The organism is Paenibacillus barengoltzii NBRC 101215 (assembly GCF_004000745.1).
Lineage (GTDB): Bacteria > Bacillota > Bacilli > Paenibacillales > Paenibacillaceae > Fontibacillus > Fontibacillus barengoltzii.
In genome coordinates this window covers 1-16,509 of the sequence record NZ_BILV01000103.1, presented here as the reverse complement: position 1 = coordinate 16,509, position 16,509 = coordinate 1, and the positions used below count along the sequence as shown (strand labels likewise).

Genomic DNA, 16,509 nt, shown 5'->3' with positions numbered 1-16,509 from the left:
GCCCAGGCCGCCAAGAACGCAGCGGGGATTACGGCCCGGACCTTATCAGATCTTATGCGTTTTGCGATATTCCCCGGGCGTCATCCCGGTAGCTTGCTTGAATTGCCGGTTGAAATAAATGATATTTCTATAGCCCATCCGTTCAGCGATTTCATAGATCTTCAAGGTAGGATCGGTCAGCAGCTCGCAGATGCGCTTGGTCTTCAGCTCGTTCAAGTAATCGCTGAAATGCCGGCCCGTTTCTTCCTTAAACAAAAAGCCGAGGTAGTTTGGCGTAAAATCGAAGCGGGCGGCGACGTCTTTCAGCGTCATTTTTTGCTCCAGATTGCTCTCGACATAGGCCATAATATCTTGAATCAGCTTGCGTTTCTGCTTCTGCTTCTTGACGTACAACAGCTCGGACAACTCAAAGAAGCGTTTCCGCAGCCAAGACGTAATATCGTGAATCGTCTCGAACTGGAACAGCAGCACCGGCTGGTGCGTATCCCACTTCAACAGCTCATACAGATTTTCATTGATCTCACGCAGATCGGCATGCAGCTGGGTGGTGATGCGGATGATGAGATCGTACACATCGTTCTTCTGGGCCAGCGGGGAACCTTGATAAAACAGCTCCAGCAAGCAGTCGTCAATCGTTACGAGATCATAGCTTAGAATCGCCTTTAACATCCGCCGGAGAATCTCGTCCGTTCGTGCACTGGCAAATCGGCTTTCGCCCGGATACACCCGAGCTTCGTGGATCAACCGGTCCTTGCCGACCAGCCACTTGGCGCTAAGCGCCGCTTGCGCCTGGCGGTAAGACGCCCGCAACGCTTCTTCATCCCGTGCGAAGCTGCCTACCCCAACGGTCACGGAGAAGGGGGAAATTCCTCGGACCGCCCGGATCAGCTCCTCCAGCAGCTCCAGGAACGCCGTTTCCGGTACAGAAGCCAGCAGGAGAAACCGCGTCGGTTGGCTGACGATGAACGTGCCCAGCTTCATCTCCGTCGTAAAATGCTGGATAAACGCCATCACCTTCTGAATTTGCTTGCGTCGCTCCTCCTCCGGCAAATCCCCGGTCTTCCATTCCAGGTCGTCGATTTCAACGAGGGCTGCTGCGGTTCCTGTTTTAAACAGGGTTTGCAAATATCCGCGAATATGCCCTTCGACCTGCTCCGGGGAGATCTCGTTCAACCAACGCAGCAACAACTCCTCATTCACGAGCGTCAACGCTTCCGTAAACGTGCGATCCTGATCCCGTTCGCGCTCGATGGTCGCGCAGAGCTCACCCAGCATTTTATACAGCTCCTGATCTTCCACAGGCTTCAGCAAATAAGCCGACGCGCTGATCTTGATCGCTTCCTTGGCGTACTCAAAGTCCTCGTGCCCGCTGATAAAAACGATTTTGACACTTGGCTGAATCTCCTTGGCCTTACGGGCGAATTCAATGCCTGACATGATTGGCATGCGGATATCGGACAGAATCAGATCGATTCGCTCCTGCTCCATCGCCTTAAGCGCATTAAAGCCGTTATTGGCGGTTGCCGCCACCTGCAGGTTCATTCCGCTACCCTGCACTCTGCGGCGCAGCCACTCGAGGTCTACTGCCTCATCGTCGACAATTAATACGTTAATCTCCATGGCCGTCATTCCTTCTCGTAAGTTTACTTCTTATCTCGAGCATACTTATCGCTCGTTCCGCTGAACATATCGGTTTGCAATGATAATCTATACAAATTCACCGATTTTACAGACATTCCTCTGAGAGATCACCAAAAATTATTCCATTGCCGGAAGCTCCCCAGAGTTCATCGGAAGCACGATCTGAACCGTTGTGCCTCCGCCGTAGATGCTGGCGATGCGAATGCCGTATTTACCTCCGTAGCGGAGCTTGATCCGCGCATCGACATTCTTCACCCCGTAGCCGCCGGATGGGCTTGGACCAATCAGCAAACGCTGCACCGTCTCCGGCCTCATCCCAATCCCGTTATCGATCACTTTCAACTCCAGGTCATCGCCCCGCCGCTTCCCTTTAATGACGATCGCAATCGATTCGCCAAACCAGGCATGCTTAAACGTATTCTCCACGAACGGCTGCAGGATCAGCTTCATCACTTGCACCTGCAGCAGTTCGGGATCCACGTCGACGTGGACAGAGAAAGCCCCGGCGTATTTGACCCGCTGAATACCCAGATACGTCTCCACCTGCTTCAACTCGTGTTTCAGCGGTGTAAAGACGTTCCCTTGATTTAAGGTCAGCCGATAAAATCGTGACAAGCCCTGCACCATCTCGGTGACCTTGGAGGTCTCGCCGAGATTAGCCAAACTGCTGATTGTCGACAGCGTGTTGTATAGAAAATGCGGGTTCATCTGCGCCTGCAACGCCTCCAGCTCCGCTTGCTTCTTCTGGATGCCTTGCACGTACACGCTGTTGATCAGCCCCTGAATATTGGCGGCCATCACGTTAAATGCATCGGCAATATGTACAAACTCATCGTTACCGGAGAAACGAATCCGCTTCTGGAAGTTCCCCTCCTGAAAGGAACGGACGAGCCAAACGATGCGTTTCATCTTTCGTCCGGACAGCCGAGCCACAATAAACCCAATGAAAGCCATGCAGATAAAACTGATGCCGCACACGGTAAAAATCACCCGCTGCAGCCTGCCTGCATCCTTCGTTAAGTACGCCTTCGGAACCAGCGCCTCAATCACAAAATCGGTGCCGGGAATCGGTTCATGCAGACTCAGATATTTCCCCCGCTGGGCGTCCATTTCCGCATTCCCCCGCTGATAGAGCAAGGCCCCGTCTGACGCAGAATCAATCAGGCGTACCGTAATCCCTTGCTCGACAGGAAACGTGGAGAAATCGCCAAACAAATCGTCGAGGGAAGCGGTGATGCGGACATATCCGATCACGGTCATGTTCCCGCTATATGAGACCAGGCGGCGGATATGAGAGATGTTCCCCAACCGCTGATCGGTGTCGATCTGCAGCCAGATATTATCCCGTTCGGAATCTTTAAACTGTTGATACCAGGCGCTGTCCTGAATGTCCTCAAACGGCAGAATGTAATAGTCACTGCGGTGAATCGGCTCCTCCAAATTATCGCCCGAAACGATATACAGATCGCTGTTCAGCGTATACAGCATCAGCCGAATATGGTTGCCAAACAGCTTGAGCGGCGCCGTAATTTCCGGAACGATCTCATCCAGCATAATCAGATAAATGTCGTACGGCTCCCCTTTGGTTTGCATCGCTCGTTGAAAGGCAAGATTGCCAAACAGGGTATCCGACATCCGCTGGATCTCGTCCATTTGGTAACGAATGTTATTCCGGGCCTGCTCCATTCCGGTGCGGATATTCGTCTCAGCCATCTCCGTCCGGGATTCCGTCAGCATCGTGTACGACACGTAGCCGATGATCACGTCCGTTAACAGCACGAGCAGCAGGTAAGGAATCAGCATTTTGTAGGTGAAGGGGATATATTTTTTCATGGGATCGCCAAGCTTTCTCATCAATTTAATCGCTTACATTATCCTCCTATTCATCATATCGACCCTTGTCCAGAAAATAAATAATAAAAAACCGACCCGGGTCCATGGCTTTTACTTCGCCAACCCGAATCGGTTTAATAAGGTGCGGTATTATAAGGTTTCTGCGTTCTTTACGGCATGCTCCCAGCTAGGAAAATAAAACAAAGCGTTGCGCATCAACTCCGGATCGTTCTGCTTGACCTGCTTCTTGCTCAGCGAAACGCCTTCACTCTGCAATTGTTTAATACGGCGGACAACTTCATCCGCTCCAAGAGTGGCATCCATACAGCTTTGCTCCTTCCATATCAGGTTGCCTATAGCTTTTCTGTTTCCAACCCAATATATACCTCGGTTCCTAACTTTATCCATGTTTCTGATTCGGAGCGATTACAGTGTGACGCCATCCCCGGAGCGAGGCAGCTTGCCGCCCTTCCCGGTCAGGAAGCTCCGAATCGCCTGCCGGTTGGTGAAACCCAGCACGATGAGGTTTACCAGCCAGACCCCCCAGTAAGGCCGAGCATAGCCGGCAATCAGCAGAAAAATGGACAGCATCGCCATGCCCACGACAACTTGGAAGCCGTCGGCTTCCCTAGATGCATATTTTCCCTTCTTATAGAAAGAAAATACCGCAAGCAGCACCGCGAGAATCACCGCATAGGCCAAGGCCGCCTCAAATCGGGTTAAGGCGCTCCACACGCCAAAGGTGACAGCAATCGCCTTCCCCCCCTTAAATTTAAGGAAGGGCGAAAAGGCATGCCCCAGGATTGGGGCGACCGCAACCAGCGTCATCCCGTAATCGCGTCCCAGCATCCCCGATTCGACCAGGAAGACTAGCGGCACATATCCCTTCATAAAATCGAGCAGAATGCCCGCCAATCCCCAATGGTAACCGGCAGACTGCCACAGATTAAACGCGCCGGGGTTGCCGTCGCCAACCTGCCGTAAATCTTTCCGGGCCGCCTTGCCCAGCCAATAGGAAAACATTAAAGCCCCGCACAGGAACTCCACCGCTGCCAGCCAGAGAATCATCGATCTCCCCTGCTTCCTACCTGTACGTCCCGGCCTTTCCAGGTGACCGATCCCCGAAACACCACTTGATAGGCCGAATAGATCAGGATCACGAGGAAAAAGAGGGTCGACAACACATGAAGCAGGGGCATCCCTATGCCAAACTTCCCTACATAGCGCACCAGAAAGTACAGCTGTACCGCATACAGCACATACCCGATCAGCAGCGGGTAAGCCCAGGCCGTGTTCCAAAGGAACAATGCGCCTTCGGAAGCGATAAGCCCCAGGAGCCACACCGCAACCAGCAGCGTCGTGGCCGGCCGTAGCTTGGCAGTGCTCAGCACCGCACCTTTACCGAACCCCTCCAGCTCGCTGCGAATCCCGTTCGGGTACATCCGGAAGGAGACGAGGCAGCCGCCGAGAAAATTGGTCACGCGAATACCTGCCTCACGGAACTTGGCGCCAAGGTTCAAATCGTCGAGCAGCTCCGAACGGATGCTGTCATGACCTTGAATCGCCTCATAATCCCGGCGCGTTGTCACGATACAGGAGCCGTACAGCCCCTTGTGCCGGCTGCGCATTTCAAACGGCGAGGTGAATGCAAATACGCCCAAGACGTTCGTAATGAGCGCCAGGCGTTCATAAAACTTCTCCGTGACATGAAATGGAACCACGGAAATCACGCCGCCCGCTTCGGCCCGCGCCTGCAACAGCGACTCCAGCGCCCGGGGGGCCAAGCAAATGTCCGCATCCAGAAAGACAATCACGTCGCCGGTGGATTGCCGGTAGCCGTTCCAGACCGCCCAGGTTTTCCCCGTCCATCCGGGAGGCAATGCGTCGTTCCGAATCACGTTCACTCCATATTTAGCGGCAACCTCATAGGTGCCATCCTCCGAAAAATCATCCACTACGATAATCTCATCGGGAGCATAGGTTTGCTTCTTAAGCGAACCCAGCAGATGCGGCAAATTCCCGGCTTCGTTCCGCGCCGGAATGATGACCGACACCTTCTCTCCCCCGCGATAAGATCCTTCCCGTTCAGGAACAACAACTGCCCGAAACAGGATCCATCCCGCAATCCATCCGATGGCTAATACGATCCAAATCCCCATCGCTGCCCCACCTCTTTCGCTGCCGAAATAAAGTGAAATCACGTATATGAGTATTCTATGTTCGTAATAGCAGAGATGTACAAAAAAGTAGAAGAGACTACCGCTAGTGTAGTCGACAATTTCTATTTTTTCAACGAAAAAACAAAACCCCTCTCGACAACCGAGAGAGGCTTAGATCCTATCTTATTGCTCCAATTTAATAAACGGATCGTCGATCACCAAGCTCTGCGCTTCCGCATCGCTGATTCCCGCATACAATGTCGCTTTGCCGTCGCCTTGACGGACAAGTCCGCCGCTGAATACGACGTCAGCTAAATCCGGCCGCTTCGCCGGGCCCGGCAGGAAATCGGCGCGTTCGGCGATGATCTCCATATCGGTGTATTGGCCGGTTGCCGGGTCAAACCCGAAGGCCATCGGATAATAATGGCGGTCGCCTTGCTCATCGAAGCGGGCAATATGGCCCAGCACCCCCAGCTTGCCGTTAGCCAGCAGATGGATTTCATTGCTGCCACCCCATTCCTCATCAAGGAATTGGTCAAGCAGCGGCGCTTCCTGCACCACCTCAAGCGAGAGATCCTCCAGCCGGTCCACTTTCGCGAAGCCGATTTTCCCTCTGCCGCCTTTCTCCCCCTGTGGACGGGTAAATACGCCAATGGCTCCATCGGACAGCTCCACCAGGCGCAAATCCTTCATCTGATCTGGGCCTTGGAAGAACAGCTCCAACTGATGAAGACGAGGCCCCTTGTAAAATACCGTCCGCCAACTGAGCGCTTCTTCCAGCTCCGGGTGCGGGAACGTCTGCACCCCGCCGAATATCAGCTCCCCGTCGATGCGAGTGAAGAACGGATCCTGCAGCCCAAACACCGGCGCCCCTTCCCGGGGAACCCAATGCTCGCCGCGGCGAACAAAAAACCAAATCTCCGACTCCTCGCTGTCCCGACGCTCCACGCGTCCGGCAATGACCAGCTCCCCATCGTCCTCGAAGGGAGCCGAAATATTGTAAACGTCCCGTTCGCCTACCCCTTCAAATATCAGTTTGACGGCCTCTCCGGGCTTGTTCACCTTTGCCTTATGGCGGTAGGCCTCAACCAACTTCTCGCACGACAACACACCGCTGTTCTGAAAATTTGCCATCGTCTGATTCCCTTTCCGTTAGCTTAGTGGTTGCAAAGCTTCCAGCAGCTGCGGGAGGCGGAAGCTCGCGCAGGCCATCGAATCGTCCGATGCCCCATAATACATAATCACTTGTTCTCCCTTGACGATTGCTCCGCAAGCAAAAATCACACTGTGGAAAAATCCGCTCGTCTCATATTCCGCTTCCGGCACCATCAGCGGTTCCTCCATGCGGGCGATTACCCGGCCTGGATCGTTGAGGTCCAGCAAGGCTGCGCCCATGCAGTAGCGATGCGTCTGATCCGCGCCATGGTACAGAATCAGCCAGCCTGCCTCGGTTTGGATCGGTACACATCCCGCGCCGATGCGGGCTCCGTCCCATTTCCCTTCGCGCAGCCCCATCAGGAAGCGATGATTCCCCCAGTGCTCCAGGTCCGGCGACTCGGCCACCCAGATCTCCGGCAATCCGATGCTTTCCGGCACCGGGCGGTGAAGCATATAATATTTGCCATCGATCGCTGCCGGGAACAAGGTTACATCTTTATTCGTGGGGGCCAGGATCAGCCCTTCTCGATTGAACGCCACGAAGTCGGTGGTCGTCAACCGGCCAACGGCTACGCCTCGTTCAGAAACGGCACTGTAGGTGATATGATACTGATCTCCTAACTGGGTAATCCGCGGATCTTCAATCCCCCAGCGTTCCAGCGGGTCTTCCGGCCAGACGCTAGGCGTCTCGTCGATGGTAAAGTTCAAGCCGTCCCGGCTGCGGGCCACGCGAAAATGGGAGATGGACGTCAAATACACCGTGGTCCCCTGCTGATCGCGAATCACCCGAGGGTCGGAGAAGTCGAAGTTCGGATCTTCCCGGTCGACTTTTACAATCTCCACCGCTGGCTCTGCCCCGCGGGGCTGGCGGTTTACGTCCACCACCGGTACAAGCACATACCGCGGGTCGGTCTGCCGAGGGCATTCCGCCACCCGCAGCAGCAGAATCACTTCTCCTTCATATTCAGCTACGCCAGCGTTAAATACGCCGAGTACTTCCCAATCCGGGAAGGTAGGCTTGACATCCTTCGGCGTAATCAGCGGATTGTTCACGGAGCGATTGATCTCTATCTTTTGCAACATCGTCATCTAGCAGTTCCTCCTATCCGAAATTCAGACTGATTAGTCTTTCATGCCCGTAAACGTAATGCCCTCGATAAAATAACGCTGGGCCATAAAGAACAACAGAATGACCGGCAGCGCCACCAGCGTGGACATGGCCATCAGGTAATTCCATTGCGGGGCTTCGTTCACGCCGCCCATAAAGAAATACATGCCAACATTAAGCGTATACATCTTCATATCCGACAGGTAGATGAGCGGACCCAGAAAGTCGTTCCAATACCCCCGGAACGCAAAGATCGCGACAGCCAGCAACGCCGGCTTCACCTGCGGCAGCATGATATAAACAAAAGTCTGGAAGAAATTCGACCCGTCCATCTCAGCCGCATCGTCCAGTTCCCGCGGCAAGGTCATGAAAAACTGACGCAGCAGGAATATATAAAACGGTCCCCACGCCGTCCACGCCCGCAGAACAAGCGGGTCAAATTGGCCGACCAAGCCAAATTTCTGCCAGATCAGGAACGTCGGAATCAACGTGACGTGAAACGGCAGCATCATCGTGGCCAGCAGCACAAGGAAGATCAAGCCGCTTCCAGGGAACCGAAACCGCGCAAATCCATAAGCGACAATCGTGGCGCTGATCAACTCCGCGACGATCCCCAACACCACGATAAAGATCGTGTTAAACAAGTAGCGGTCAAACGGCATTGCCGTCCACGCCTCCACGAAGTTATGCCATTGCGGCGGATCTGGAATCCATTGCGGCGGCCAGGCGAAGATATCCCCGTCCGCTTGCAGAGCGGTTGACACCATCCAGAAGAACGGCACCAGGATGACGGCAGCTAAGAACGTGACGATGACGTATATGATCGTTTGGTTCACCCATTTCCACGTTCTGCCGGAGACGGCTTGGGTACGGGCTGTCGAAGTATTTTCCATGCGTTACACCTCCTATTAGCGCCGTTCCGATTCGTAGTGAACCCACGCCGGGCTGGAACGGAATACGAGCAGCGTCAACACCAGGATGATGATAAACAACACCCAGGCGATGGCCGATGCCTCGCCCATATGCAGCTGCGTGAATCCGCGTTCGTACACCAGCTGGTTCATAAATTTGCCGGCGGCCGAAGTTGGACGGACAAACATCGCAATCGTAAAGATCTGCAATGCTCCGATCATCCCCATGATGACTTGCAGCAGGATCACCGGCGAAATTTGCGGAATCGTGATGTGTACAAACTTGGCCAATCGTCCGGCTCCGTCGATTTCAGCGGCTTCGTACAGGTTCTTGGGAACACCTTGTAAGCCGGCTAGGAATACGACCGTATTGGTTCCGAAGATCCCCCACAAGCTCATAATGACAAACGCGCCAATCACGTAATGCGGATCACCAAACCAATTGGGCTTATCAATGCCAAATAGAGATAGCAGCGGGGATAGAACGTAGTTGATAATGCCGGATTCACTGTTAAACATCCATCTCCACAGCAGCGCTACGGCCACCTCGGGCATGACCGCCGGAAGGAAATAGATGGTCCGGTACGTGCCGATCCCCTTGATTTTATTGTTCAGCAGCATGGCGACCAGCAGCGCGCCAATCACGCCGATGGGCAGCGACAAGGCGGCGTACAGCAGCGTGATCCGAATGGACGGCCAGAACTCGATATCATTCGTAAACAGCTTGATATAGTTGCCGAATCCTACCCATTCCGTCTTGCCGAAGATTGAGGATTCGGTAAAGCTCAAATATAAAGAATCTAGCAAAGGATATACGGTAAAAATCAGGAAACCTACAATCCACGGAGAAACGAGTGCTAAACCGATCGCCTGCTTCTTTTTCCAACCCAGCTTGGAAACAACGAAGTAGAGCACGCTCGCAATGACTAACAGTACGACAGGGACTAGCAACCATCGGATGAATGTTGCCAGATGGTTTTCCATGCGGTTTCCTCCTTTCTGCACAGGTTGACCCGTTCACTTGATGAAGAAAAGGGAGGAGGCTGATGCCTCCCCGTCCTTCTCGCTCGAACCTTCAATTATTTCATCACATTCTCCAATAGCGGCTTCACTTCCGGAATCAGCTTCTCCGGATCGGTTCCGGCATTGATGATCGGGTCCATCAGCTGCGTCCAGTAAATGTTCTCCCATTCCGGATATTTCTCAGAATAGCGATACGGTCTTGCGTATTCCATCGAGCTGATGATCGCTTCAAGGGAATGCGATTTCTTCGGATGAAGCTCCTGCAGCGTTGCCAGGTCCGCCAGAGATTTACGCGGCGGCATGATCTTCCAGTGGTGGATCGCATCGCTCAGGTCCACCAAAGCTTCGAAGGCTGCATCGGCGTTTTTCGTCTTGACGTTGATGCCCATGCCAAGAATATCGCCAAAGGTCGCGTGGATGCCGGTTGGTCCGGCTGGAACCATAAAGGCCTGCACGTTATCGACCGTGGAATCCAGATCATCGGCTGCCCCGCCCATGAACATTGCCACTTGACCGTCGCGGAACATTTTGTCGAAGCCGCGATCACGCACAATTTGCTGCGAAGGTGTCAATGGCCCCTTCACCAGTTCGGAGTAGAAGTTCAGCGCTTCCTTCGCTTCCGGCGAGTCGATTGGCGATTGACCGTCTTCGGTTAAGACGTCTCCGCCGTTTTGCCAGATGAACATTTGAGACGGCGGCCAGCCGTTTAATGTAAAGCCCCACTGTACAACCGACTTCTCATCAAACCCATCCTCACCGGGATGTTTGCCGTTCTTGTCTTTAGTCAGCTTCGTGGCTGCATCGGTAAATTGCTCCCAGGTCCAGGTTTCATCCGGATAAGCCACACCGGCTTCATCGAACAGACCCTTATTCACGTACAGCATTACCGGTTGCTGCAACCATGGCAGACCGTAAACCTTCCCATCGTGCGTAAATGGTTGAAGGGAAGACTCATAATAGTCATCTACGTTCGCTGCCGGTTTGTCAGAGGACTTCAAGCGATCTGTAATGTCCAGCATCGCGCCTTCCGACGAGAACTGGGCCGCACGCTGTGCACTGATCCAGAACAAATCCGGTCCCGAATCGCCGGTTAATTGGGTAATTAATCGAGTATCATACTCCGCTGGATTCGAATCTTGAACGATCGTATACGTTGTAGATTTCTCGTTTAATTCATCAAGAAGCTGCTGCAGCTCTTTCGCTTCGTCTGCCCCGGCCCAGGTCGTCAACTTCAGTTCGACCTTCTTGCCCGGCTCGGCGCTTTGTCCTCCCTTCCCATTCTGTTCGCCTTGGCTGGTGCCTCCGTTATTGCCGGAGCAGGCCGACAACAGCAGGGATACCGCAAGAACCGAGATGATGCCCAAAGAAAACTTCTTCTTCACACCAATGACCCCCTACCAGATAAATGATAGAATTACTAATTTCATGACTAACCCTCTTTTGTAACGTTACATCAAGATTACAGTTTTATTATCCATCCAAATGATAACGCTGTCAAGAGAGGATTTCGGAATCGTAAAATGCTAAAAAACAGGCTTTCCCTGCGCCAATCGTTTACATTACAACATTTTTCGTGTATATTTATTTTTGTAACGTTACAAAAACGATAAGCTGTAGCATAGAGGGGATTCTAACATGCGAAAAAAAGTCGCCATGCAGGATATCGCGGATCGCTTAAATATATCTAAAAACTCTGTCTCCCAGGCGTTATCCGGCAAAGACGGAGTCAGCGAAGAAACGCGGCGCAAAATTATCGAAACAGCGGAAGCCATGGGCTACCGTTACAATAAGAAGACTGCGGCCGGCAACCCAAATCAAGTGAAGACGATCGGACTTATTGCCTCAGATTTTGCTTTTTCCATGCAGTTTTTCGGGGAAATCTATCTTGCGGTCGAACGGGAAGCCAAGAACCATGGCATCAATCTCCTGATTCAATCGATTACTCCCGAGATGCGAGATCGGTTGCAACTGCCTTCTTTCATCGAAGAGAAGCAAGTCGATGGCCTCCTCATCCTGTCGCATATCAGTACAGCTTATATCCGCAACGTGCTGGAGCAAGGCATCCCCACCGTGCTGATTGACCACCATCACCCGTTGCTCTCTACCGATGCAGTGCTGACCAATAACCGTTTCAGCGCTTATATCGCAGTCAAGCATCTGCTGGATTATGGCCATCAGGATATCGGCATCCTGGGCAATGTTGCAGTGTCGCCTAGTTATCAAGAGCGTTGGGAAGGTTATCTGCTTGCCCTGCGAGAGCACGGCCTGGAGCCGCGTAAAGAGCTGATGCTTGTGCATACGCAGGAAGAGGAGGAGACAATCGCAGAAGCCATACGCCGTTTGGACAAACAGCCTAGCGCATGGTTCTGCCTGAATGATGGATTTGCGTTTTACGTCAGCTTGGCGTTGCGTCAACTGGGGTACCAAATCCCTGACGAGATCTCGATCTGCGGCTTCGACAACAGCCATTATTCCCAAATGGCCTCACCCAAAATCACAACGATGGAGGTCGACCTGTCCTTGTTCGCACACAAAGCGTTTGAACAGCTCATGTGGCGGATCAAGCATCCGGACGAAGCGTACCAGGAAATTCTGCTGCCTACCCGCTTAATCGTGCGCGAATCGACGGCAACGGTGAAAGCTTAAATTAAATAAGGTCGATCAGGGTTATCTCCCTGATCGACCTTTTGGTGTATCCGTGGACGATGGGATCGCTACGCACTCTCCGTCGGAGAAATCAAAACTAACTGGAATTTCTACCGTTAATCTTGACGAGAACGCAAGGTTTGGGCGATATAACAGCAAAATGTATAGTTAATTTGAGTGCTTTTCCACGAAAACAGCGATTTTGATGAAATTAACGGCAGGTTTTACTGTTCGTTGCGCGAAAGGACCATCTACGTCGAATTTAACGGTACTTTTTCCAGCTAATTAGCATTGAGGATGTTTGTTGCTTCCGCCTCACCCGACTTGAGCCCTCAATAACCAAACCAGCCTTTAAGCAAAAACCAGATCACCGGCACCAATAAGGACGGCAGCATATTTAGCGTCTTCGCGTCGATGATCTTCAATATCGATAACCCTGAGCTGGCAATTAACACGCCGCCGACAATGGAGATCTCCGTCAGCAATGGAGTCGTTAGAAATGTCGCTAAATAATCAGCGCTCATATAGATGGCCCCCTGCCATAAAAAGAGCACGACAGCAGCAAGGGCAATTCCGATGCCGTAACTGGAGGCCAGCACCATGGAGGTTACCAAATCCAGCGTAGCGTTCATGTACAGGTACGTATGATTCCCGTGCAGCGCGCTTTCGATCGGCCCAAGGATGGATAACGTGCCAATGCAGAAGAGCAGGATGGCCGTCGACAGTCCTTGTCCCAAATTCGAGGTGGAGAACCGCCCCACCAGCCGTTGGAACTTCTCGTCGATGTCCAGTGCAGTTCCGGCCAGACTCCCCGCCGCCAGGCTGATGATGAACAACACAGGGAATGTGCTGTCCTTCATATGCGTCACCGCAGCGTTAATGCCAAGCATGGTGGCAGCCAGACCGATGGCGGTAAATAGGGCGGTCTGATACGTCTCCTTCAGCCCTTTCTTAAAGATGCTGCCAAGCACACTCCCCGCCAATATGGCGACCGTGTTCACAATCGTTCCGATCATATTCCTGCTCCTATCCGTTCTTAAGTTCTGTCCTCATTCATGATAACGTGTTGCCGAATAACCGTCTAGCGCTCTCCTGGATGCCCCACCAGAATCTCCACATCGATGGTGATCTCAGTGGCCTCACGCTGTGTAAATGCCGTAATCCGCTTCTGTTCCGCAGACCAGGCAAGCGGACTCATGCGCACAAGATCACGTAATTGTTCGGCCCTTAGTTGCTGGCGGTACTTCAACGGCGTAACTTCCATAACGGGAAAATGCCGGCGGAACAACGTGACCGTTTTCTCGTTGGAATAGATTCTTTTCTCATGGCCGTCATAGAGAGATGCCCGGAGTTCCCGCAAATAATCAGCGCCCGGGACGACCTTCACGACCAAACCTCCCGGAGCCACCATCCGCTGAAACTCGCCATAATTGGCTGGCGACATCAGGTTGAGCACCACTTGAACCGATTGATCCTGCAGCGGCGCATGGGCCAAATCCGAGACAATCCATAGGGCATTAGCCTCTTGCCGGGCAGCCAGCCGGATGGCTTCTTTGGATAAATCGATGCCAACGCCTAACCTTTCCGGGCTTTTCAACTGCCGTAATATCCCCTGCAAGTGCGAGCCTTCTCCGCACCCCATATCAGCCACGAGCGAGGCAGGAGCGGGGGCGCCTGCGTATGATTGAATGACCTGAGCGATCGTGTCGTGCATGGGGGCATAGAGTTTGCTCTCCGCAATGATGCTCCTTCTAGCAGCAAACAGCTCTTTGTCATAATGGCTATGGACTGGATGAGACATCAGGTTGAGGTAGCCTTGTTTTGCGAAATCAAAGGTATGTCTCTGGAAGCATTCCAAGCTTCTTGGACCCGCTGCCTGAAAGCGTCCCCCGCATACCGGGCATTTTAAGATGGCGGCATATTGCATTGCACGTTCTGCGTCATTTCGTGATTGCGTCAATGTTTTCCCTTCCTTTTCCTCAATTGATCTCGGAAGCGGAGTAAACGGGAAAGACAAGCCCTGAACGTGAACCGAAGGCATAGTTATGCATGCTTATATACCCTGATGAACATAAAAAAAGAAAGGCAGAACTTTCCCGCCTTCCTTCATATCACGATTCGATCCCTAAATTTGAAGAGTTATGAAAAATGGGCAGACTGGTCCCGTTTACCCTGTTCCGGTGAACAGAGCCTTTGAACATATGAAATTACTTGTTCAAAGCGGTATGACGCAGTCTAATGAAATGCACCATTTAACCTAACCCACCTTTTTCATGAATTGCTGATCCATGTATATTATAAATGAATTCGATATGAATTCAACTTATCCCAAACGTTACTCCATCTATCTTCACTCTTTATAGGGCGGCGTAAATTTTGGTATACTGAGAACAAATCAACCAAGAACGGGGATCCAATGCGATGAAAGACCACGACATGCTGGCTGTACTGAAGGCCCTCTCAAACGAAACCCGGCTCAACATCCTTTGTTGGCTGCGGGAGCCGGAGAATTTAGAGCCCGATCTGCCGGAGGTCATTAAGCAGGAGTTTCCGGGCAGCGTATGTGTCGGCTCGATTCAAGAAAAATCGGGATTAGCGCAATCCGTCATTTCTTCGTATTTAGCAAGTTTGCTAAAGAGCGGCTTGTTAGAATCCCGCCGATATGGGCAATATACGTATTACCGGTTAAATGAAAAAGGAATTGATGCCTTCTTGGAACAATTCGCCGCTAAGTTGAAGGCCAAAAAATAATCCAGCAGAATCTTTTTCAGCTTGCATATTCATCTGTTAATCTATATATTTAGATATATCTATACGCGAGAGGAGAGATCCCTATGTCTATTTCTCAAACCGCTGCCGCTCTGTTTAAACCTTTTGAAGGCGGTGGACTGAAGCTTGCCAATCGAATTGTCATGGCGCCAATGACTCGTTCCTTTTCTCCAGGAGGTATCCCGGGGGCTAATGTCGCCGGTTACTATCGGAGAAGAGCGGAGAACGGCGTTGGCTTGATTATTACGGAAGGTACGGTGATCAACCATCCGGCAGCTCCTGCCGATCGGAATGTACCTCATTTCTACGGAGAGGAAGCGTTGGCTGGTTGGCAGCGAGTCGTCAATGAAGTGCATGAAGCCGGCGGCAAAATTGCCCCCCAAATTTGGCATACCGGTACGGCTCGTAAGCGAGAGACGTTCCCTGAATCAAATGCCGATCCGATCGGACCATCCGGCCTCAGCCTGACCGGTAAGCCGGTCTCGGAACCGCTGACGAAGGAGGAAATTCGCGAGCTGATTCAGGCTTATGCTCAAGCTGCTGCAGATGCGAAGCGCCTTGGCTTTGACGCCGTCGAAATCCACGGGGCGCATGGGTATCTGATTGACCAGTTCTTCTGGGAAGTCACCAATAAACGGACGGACGAATACGGCGGCGACCTCATTGAGCGTACTCGATTTGCCGTTGAGGTAATCGAAGCTGTCCGTGCTGCGGTTGGGCCGGATTTCCCGATTATTTTCCGTTTCTCGCAATGGAAGCCTGTTGATTATAGTGCCAAGTTGGCCAAGACCCCAGAAGAGCTGGAACGCTTCCTAGCTCCGCTGAGTGCGGCTGGTGTTGATATTTTCCATGCCTCCACTCGCCGTTTCTGGGAACCGGAGTTCGCGGGCTCAGAGCTGAACTTGGCCGGTTGGACGCGCAAGCTGACCGGCAAACCGACGATCACTGTAGGTTCCGTCGGGCTGAACTCCGAGTTCACCAGCTTGTTCGAGTCAGGCAAAGGCGGAGAAATAACCGGTATTGAGCAGCTGATCGAGCGCCTCGAACGCGGCGAGTTCGACCTCGTTGCCGTTGGCCGCGCACTGCTCACCGACCCGGCTTGGGCGGCGAAAATCCGCGACGGCCGCGTGGATGAGCTGAAGCCATTTACCAAGGAAGCCCTCTCCACCTTGAGCTGATCCCTTGCTTACCGAATGGAATCATAACCACCCGTCCAACGGGTGGTTTGCTCTTGGGGTATAACCCCTTGTTGCCAAACTGC

General features: G+C 52.5%; 15 protein-coding genes. 3 read left to right on the top strand and 12 right to left on the bottom strand.

What is annotated here, in order from left to right; all coding sequences use genetic code 11:
* Positions 1-45: 45 nt before the first annotated feature.
* The 10 genes from PBA01S_RS21005 to PBA01S_RS20965 form a co-directional block, all read right to left on the bottom strand.
* Entirely contained in the window at positions 46-1,620 is a 1,575-nt protein-coding gene (locus PBA01S_RS21005; RefSeq protein WP_127576662.1) for a response regulator, read from the bottom strand.
* Between the two features lie 138 nt (positions 1,621-1,758).
* Positions 1,759-3,474 carry a sensor histidine kinase gene (locus tag PBA01S_RS21000; protein WP_127576661.1) on the bottom strand — a complete coding sequence of 572 codons (1,716 nt, stop codon included), beginning with the start codon at positions 3,472-3,474 and terminating at the stop codon, positions 1,759-1,761.
* A gap of 150 nt (positions 3,475-3,624) precedes the next feature.
* A complete protein-coding gene (locus tag PBA01S_RS22880; protein WP_164744226.1) occupies positions 3,625-3,798 on the bottom strand; it encodes a hypothetical protein in 174 nt (57 codons plus the stop codon).
* A gap of 102 nt (positions 3,799-3,900) precedes the next feature.
* Complete coding sequence (locus PBA01S_RS20995) at positions 3,901-4,542, bottom strand: glycerol-3-phosphate acyltransferase (protein WP_085169735.1); 642 nt, start codon at positions 4,540-4,542, stop codon at positions 3,901-3,903.
* The gene (locus PBA01S_RS20990; RefSeq protein WP_127576660.1) at positions 4,539-5,633 is read right to left on the bottom strand and encodes a glycosyltransferase; all 1,095 of its coding nucleotides are present in this window, start codon (positions 5,631-5,633) and stop codon (positions 4,539-4,541) included. The genes PBA01S_RS20995 and PBA01S_RS20990 overlap by 4 nt, the downstream gene beginning before the upstream one ends.
* A gap of 183 nt (positions 5,634-5,816) precedes the next feature.
* Positions 5,817-6,767 (bottom strand): MTP-1 family protein, encoded by a 951-nt coding sequence (locus PBA01S_RS20985; protein ID WP_127576659.1) that lies wholly within the window; start codon positions 6,765-6,767, stop codon positions 5,817-5,819.
* An 18-nt stretch (positions 6,768-6,785) separates the two neighbouring features.
* Positions 6,786-7,880, bottom strand: a complete 1,095-nt coding sequence (locus tag PBA01S_RS20980; protein WP_127576658.1) for a glycoside hydrolase family 130 protein — start codon at positions 7,878-7,880, stop codon at positions 6,786-6,788.
* Positions 7,881-7,913: 33 nt separating this feature from the next.
* Complete coding sequence (locus PBA01S_RS20975; RefSeq protein WP_174844507.1) at positions 7,914-8,792, bottom strand: carbohydrate ABC transporter permease; 879 nt, start codon at positions 8,790-8,792, stop codon at positions 7,914-7,916.
* A 15-nt stretch (positions 8,793-8,807) separates the two neighbouring features.
* Positions 8,808-9,794, bottom strand: coding sequence for a carbohydrate ABC transporter permease (locus PBA01S_RS20970; RefSeq protein ID WP_085169738.1), 987 nt, complete (start codon positions 9,792-9,794; stop codon positions 8,808-8,810).
* Between the two features lie 95 nt (positions 9,795-9,889).
* Entirely contained in the window at positions 9,890-11,215 is a 1,326-nt protein-coding gene (locus PBA01S_RS20965; protein ID WP_085169739.1) for an ABC transporter substrate-binding protein, read from the bottom strand.
* Between the two features lie 253 nt (positions 11,216-11,468).
* Between PBA01S_RS20965 and PBA01S_RS20960 the strand changes: the two genes are divergently transcribed.
* Positions 11,469-12,479: a LacI family DNA-binding transcriptional regulator gene (locus PBA01S_RS20960; protein ID WP_127576657.1), complete on the top strand. Its 1,011-nt coding sequence runs from the start codon at positions 11,469-11,471 to the stop codon at positions 12,477-12,479.
* Between the two features lie 332 nt (positions 12,480-12,811).
* Here the strand turns inward: PBA01S_RS20960 and PBA01S_RS20955 are convergent, their stop codons facing one another.
* Both PBA01S_RS20955 and PBA01S_RS20950 read right to left on the bottom strand, forming a co-directional pair.
* Positions 12,812-13,495, bottom strand: coding sequence for a DUF554 domain-containing protein (locus tag PBA01S_RS20955; RefSeq protein ID WP_127576656.1), 684 nt, complete (start codon positions 13,493-13,495; stop codon positions 12,812-12,814).
* 65 nt (positions 13,496-13,560) lie between these two features.
* Positions 13,561-14,439, bottom strand: coding sequence for a putative RNA methyltransferase (locus PBA01S_RS20950; RefSeq protein WP_164744225.1), 879 nt, complete (start codon positions 14,437-14,439; stop codon positions 13,561-13,563).
* Between the two features lie 461 nt (positions 14,440-14,900).
* On the opposite strand from PBA01S_RS20950, the gene PBA01S_RS20945 reads away from it, so the two are divergent.
* Both PBA01S_RS20945 and PBA01S_RS20940 read left to right on the top strand, forming a co-directional pair.
* Complete coding sequence (locus PBA01S_RS20945) at positions 14,901-15,230, top strand: ArsR/SmtB family transcription factor (RefSeq protein ID WP_028540151.1); 330 nt, start codon at positions 14,901-14,903, stop codon at positions 15,228-15,230.
* Between the two features lie 83 nt (positions 15,231-15,313).
* Positions 15,314-16,426 (top strand): NADH:flavin oxidoreductase, encoded by a 1,113-nt coding sequence (locus PBA01S_RS20940; RefSeq protein WP_127576654.1) that lies wholly within the window; start codon positions 15,314-15,316, stop codon positions 16,424-16,426.
* Positions 16,427-16,509: the final 83 nt, after the last annotated feature.

What these genes read in the sequence shown, in the direction of transcription:
- PBA01S_RS21005 (WP_127576662.1), bottom strand. Translation starts at nt 1,620, where the DNA reads ATGGAGATTAACGTATTAATTGTCGACGATGAGGCAGTAGACCTCGAG.
- PBA01S_RS21000 (WP_127576661.1), bottom strand. Translation starts at nt 3,474, where the DNA reads ATGAAAAAATATATCCCCTTCACCTACAAAATGCTGATTCCTTACCTG.
- PBA01S_RS22880 (WP_164744226.1), bottom strand. Translation starts at nt 3,798, where the DNA reads ATGGATGCCACTCTTGGAGCGGATGAAGTTGTCCGCCGTATTAAACAA.
- PBA01S_RS20995 (WP_085169735.1), bottom strand. Translation starts at nt 4,542, where the DNA reads ATGATTCTCTGGCTGGCAGCGGTGGAGTTCCTGTGCGGGGCTTTAATG.
- PBA01S_RS20990 (WP_127576660.1), bottom strand. Translation starts at nt 5,633, where the DNA reads ATGGGGATTTGGATCGTATTAGCCATCGGATGGATTGCGGGATGGATC.
- PBA01S_RS20985 (WP_127576659.1), bottom strand. Translation starts at nt 6,767, where the DNA reads ATGGCAAATTTTCAGAACAGCGGTGTGTTGTCGTGCGAGAAGTTGGTT.
- PBA01S_RS20980 (WP_127576658.1), bottom strand. Translation starts at nt 7,880, where the DNA reads ATGACGATGTTGCAAAAGATAGAGATCAATCGCTCCGTGAACAATCCG.
- PBA01S_RS20975 (WP_174844507.1), bottom strand. Translation starts at nt 8,792, where the DNA reads ATGGAAAATACTTCGACAGCCCGTACCCAAGCCGTCTCCGGCAGAACG.
- PBA01S_RS20970 (WP_085169738.1), bottom strand. Translation starts at nt 9,794, where the DNA reads ATGGAAAACCATCTGGCAACATTCATCCGATGGTTGCTAGTCCCTGTC.
- PBA01S_RS20960 (WP_127576657.1), top strand. Translation starts at nt 11,469, where the DNA reads ATGCGAAAAAAAGTCGCCATGCAGGATATCGCGGATCGCTTAAATATA.
- PBA01S_RS20955 (WP_127576656.1), bottom strand. Translation starts at nt 13,495, where the DNA reads ATGATCGGAACGATTGTGAACACGGTCGCCATATTGGCGGGGAGTGTG.
- PBA01S_RS20945 (WP_028540151.1), top strand. Translation starts at nt 14,901, where the DNA reads ATGAAAGACCACGACATGCTGGCTGTACTGAAGGCCCTCTCAAACGAA.
- PBA01S_RS20940 (WP_127576654.1), top strand. Translation starts at nt 15,314, where the DNA reads ATGTCTATTTCTCAAACCGCTGCCGCTCTGTTTAAACCTTTTGAAGGC.